The organism is Streptomyces sp. NPDC006265, assembly GCF_040613555.1.
In the GTDB taxonomy this organism is placed as follows: Bacteria; Actinomycetota; Actinomycetes; order Streptomycetales; family Streptomycetaceae; genus Streptomyces.
This window is the reverse complement of the sequence record NZ_JBEXSH010000955.1, coordinates 1-3299: the sequence shown is the minus strand read 5'-3', so window position 1 is coordinate 3299 and position 3299 is coordinate 1. Positions and strand designations below refer to the sequence as shown.

The following is a 3299-nucleotide window of genomic DNA, read 5'->3' as shown; positions in this document are numbered from 1 at the left end:
GGACCGGGAGGTGATGCTTCGGCGTGCGCCCTGCTGCCGTCCCGCAGGGGCTCCCAGGAGTGCCCGATCGCCACCAGCACGATCGCCAGGTACTTGGCGTTGTCGAAGAACGCGTCCCGCCGGGCGGCCGGTTCCGTCACGGGCGCGGCTTTGCGTTCCGTCGCGCCGGACGGGACCGCACGGATGCGCAGGGTGTCCTCGCTCATCACGCCTCCCGCGCGGAGGTCGGGGAACCCGGACGGGCGTATACGCGTCTTGCCGGAGATACGGCGATGGGGTGCCGGTGCGACATCCCCGCCGCCTGACCACTGCGGGGCGGCGTAAACCGCTTTCCGCGTGGCTGTAGCGCGGATCACATCGACGGAGGTGCCGCCGGGCCGGAGCACGGCGGCACCACCGCTCGGGGGCCGGTCAGCTCACGGTGCAGTCCGCGCCGTTCAGGGTGAAGGCCGTCGGGCTGGGGTTCGCGGTCGACCGAGAGGCCGTGAAGCCGAGGGTGACCGAGCCCGACGCCGGGATCGTCGCCGTGTACGACGCCGCCGCGACGCTCACCTCCTTGCCGCTCTGCGTCGCCGTACCGCCCCACAGGTTGGTGATGCGCTGGCTGTCCGGGAAGGTCCAGCGCAGCGTCCAGCCGTTGATCGCCGACGTGCCGGTGTTGCGCAGGACGATCTCGCCCTGGAAGCCGCCGGACCAGCTGCCCGTCACCCGGTAGCCGACGCCGCAGGCCGACGACGAGCCGCCGGAGGAGGTCGTGACCGTCACCGTGCCCGAGCGGGGCGAGCGGTTGCCGGCGGCGTCACGGGCGTAGACGGCGAAGGTGTGGGAGGTCGCGGGCGACAGGCCGGTGAGGGTGGCGGTGGTCCTCGTGCTGCTGGTGACGGCCGACTCGGTGCCGCCGCTGACCCGCACGATGTCGTACCCGGTGACGCCGGTCGCGTCGGAGGCGGCGGCCCACGTCAGCGTGGCGGACGACGAGGTCACCCCGGAGGCGGTCGGGGTGCCGGGAGCGGTCGGGGGAGTCGTGTCGCCGCCCCCGGTGCCGGAGTAGACCGCGGCCTCCTCGGCGGTGGCGGCGATGCCGTTCGCGCCGTTGAAGAGGCGCTGCCCCCAGCTGGTGAGCTGGTTCGGGTCGAAGTCGGTGACCATGTCCAGGTACTCGACCCCGCCGCCGTTGCCGCTCCACGACCAGCCGAGGTAGCCGAGGCGGAGCTGCTGGGTGGTGGCCAGGATGGCGTCTTCGTCGGGGTCGCCGTCGGAGTGGTTGTGGCCGAACTCGCCGACCACGATGGGGAGCCTGGCCTCGACGAAGCGGTTCAGATAGTCGTTGACCTTCGCGGCCGTGTTGTAGACGCCGTACATGTGGATGGAGAAGACCGTGTTGCGGTCCGGGTCGGCGGCGAAGACGGACGCGGCGTTGTCACGCATCGTGAACGCCCAGTCCTGGCCCCAGTTGGGCGCGTCGACCATCAGGGTGTGGTCGAACCCGGCGCCACGCAGCTTCTGGACGGCCGCCTTGGTGTCGGCCGTCCACGCCGTGTAGTCGGTGTTGCCGTACGGCTCGTTGCCGATGTTGACGATGACGTAGTCCTCCTGGCCGGCCAGAGCACTCTTCACGCTGATCCAGTAGTCGGCCGCGCGGGAAAGAGTGGTCGCCCCGCTCTGCTCGCCGTATCCCGTGGTGTCGTGGACTTCGAGGACGCAGATGAGGCGGTTCTGCTTGCACTGGGAGACGACGTTCGCCACGTCGGCGGTGTCGTTGCGGGTCCAGCGGTCACCGTTGGCGAGGACCACGCGGACGGTGTTGGCGCCCTTGGCCTTGATGTGCGCGAAGGAGCTGATGCGGTCCGGATACCAGGTGTGGGCGTGGTTGACGCCACGCATCACGAAGTCGTTCCCGTTTGCCTCCAGCAGCCGGCCGTTCTGCACCCGGAAGCCGGTGGGCGCGGCCTCGGCCTGCGGGGTGTGGACGAGGAAGGACAGCAAGAGGGCGAGCAGGGCGGCGGCCACGGTCGCCGGGCGTGCGGCGGTGGGTGTGGGGCGGAGTCTCATGACGGGCTCCAGAAGTGGGGGTCGGATGGGGCACGTTGCCGGTCGCGCCGGCGTGCTGGACGGGGTCCTGCCGTCGGGGCTCCTTTCGGACGGGCCCGGCGCCGGGACGCCGCCGCCCCGGCACGGTCGTCATCCGGCCGAAGCCCTCCCCGCGCAGGTGACACTCGCCGCCGGGGTGCCGGCCGTTGCCGGGGCGGAGGCGACGAAGCCGAACGTGGCGCTCGCGCCGGGGGCGAGGGCGCCGTTCCACGCCGCGTTCGTGACGGTGGCCGTACCGTCGGCGGCCGTGGTGAGGGCGCCGTTCCAGAGCTGGGTGAGGCGTGCGCCGTTCGCCGGTACGACGGTCGCCGTCCAGCCCGGGACCGCCGAGGCCGAGGTGTTCGTCACCGTCACCTCGCCCTGGTAGCCGCCCTGCCAGGAGGAGACGGCCCGGAAACGCGCGGTGCAGGCGGCGGGGTCCCCGCCAGGGTCACCCGGACCGCCGGGGTCCGGTGGGACGCCGGCGTCGAGGGCCGCCGCCAGGGACGGGAACCAGCGGGCGGCGATCTTGTCGTCACCCGAGGCGTTGGGGTGCACGCCGTCGTAGGTGTCGGAGGCCGTGCTGAAACCGGTCCACTGGTCGACCACGGTGACGGGGGAGCGGTCGGTGCCGGTCGCTCGGGCCCAGCCGGGAATCCGCGCGTTGAAGTCGACGACCCGCTGTGCGCAGGCCGCGCAACTGCTCGGGTTCATGGGGATCAGCTGCGCCACGAGGATCCGCATGTCCGGATTCGAGGCCCTCATCTGCGCCACGAGCTTGGTGTAGGCGGCGAGGATGCGGTCGGGGGAGACGCTGCTCCAGACGTCGTTCGTGCCGAAGTGCATGACAACGATGTCCGGCCGGGTGGAGGCCAGCCTGCCGGGCAGCAGGTTCTGGTCCGCCACGTTGGTGACCAGCTCGCCGCCGTGCCCCTCGTTGTCCCCGTCGTGCGCCTGTCCGCAGCCCTGCGGGGGGAGGGTGCCGACGAAGTCGATGTCCTCGTATCCGCTGCTGACCAGCCGGTTCCACAGCACGGCGCGCCAGCAGCCCGGCGAGCCGGTGATCGAGTCGCCGAGCGGCATGACCCGGACCGGGTCCGCGGCGGTGGCAGCCGTCGCGCGGGGTGCCAGCGTCATGCCGAGGGGGAGGAGCAGGGCGGCCAGGAGGCCGAGAACGGACATGACCCGTAAGTGCGGGGACGAGTGGGGGGGTCTGTGCATGGTGGTCC

General features: G+C 72.0%; 2 protein-coding genes and 1 pseudogene. All 3 read right to left on the bottom strand.

Going from position 1 to position 3299, the window contains the following annotated elements:
• A pseudogene (locus tag ABZ281_RS43390) lies at window positions 1-206 on the bottom strand (hypothetical protein); the annotation flags it as partial.
• 205 nt (window positions 207-411) lie between these two features.
• Window positions 412-2052 carry a cellulase family glycosylhydrolase gene (locus ABZ281_RS43385; RefSeq protein WP_356663663.1) on the bottom strand — a complete coding sequence of 547 codons (1641 nt, stop codon included), beginning with the start codon at window positions 2050-2052 and terminating at the stop codon, window positions 412-414.
• A 129-nt stretch (window positions 2053-2181) separates the two neighbouring features.
• Window positions 2182-3291 carry a GDSL-type esterase/lipase family protein gene (locus tag ABZ281_RS43380; RefSeq protein WP_356663665.1) on the bottom strand — a complete coding sequence of 370 codons (1110 nt, stop codon included), beginning with the start codon at window positions 3289-3291 and terminating at the stop codon, window positions 2182-2184.
• Window positions 3292-3299 lie beyond the last annotated feature (8 nt).

Coding starts and splice junctions, on each gene's coding strand:
- ABZ281_RS43385 (WP_356663663.1), bottom strand. CDS start 2,052: ATGAGACTCCGCCCCACACCCACCGCCGCACGCCCGGCGACCGTGGCC.
- ABZ281_RS43380 (WP_356663665.1), bottom strand. CDS start 3,291: ATGCACAGACCCCCCCACTCGTCCCCGCACTTACGGGTCATGTCCGTT.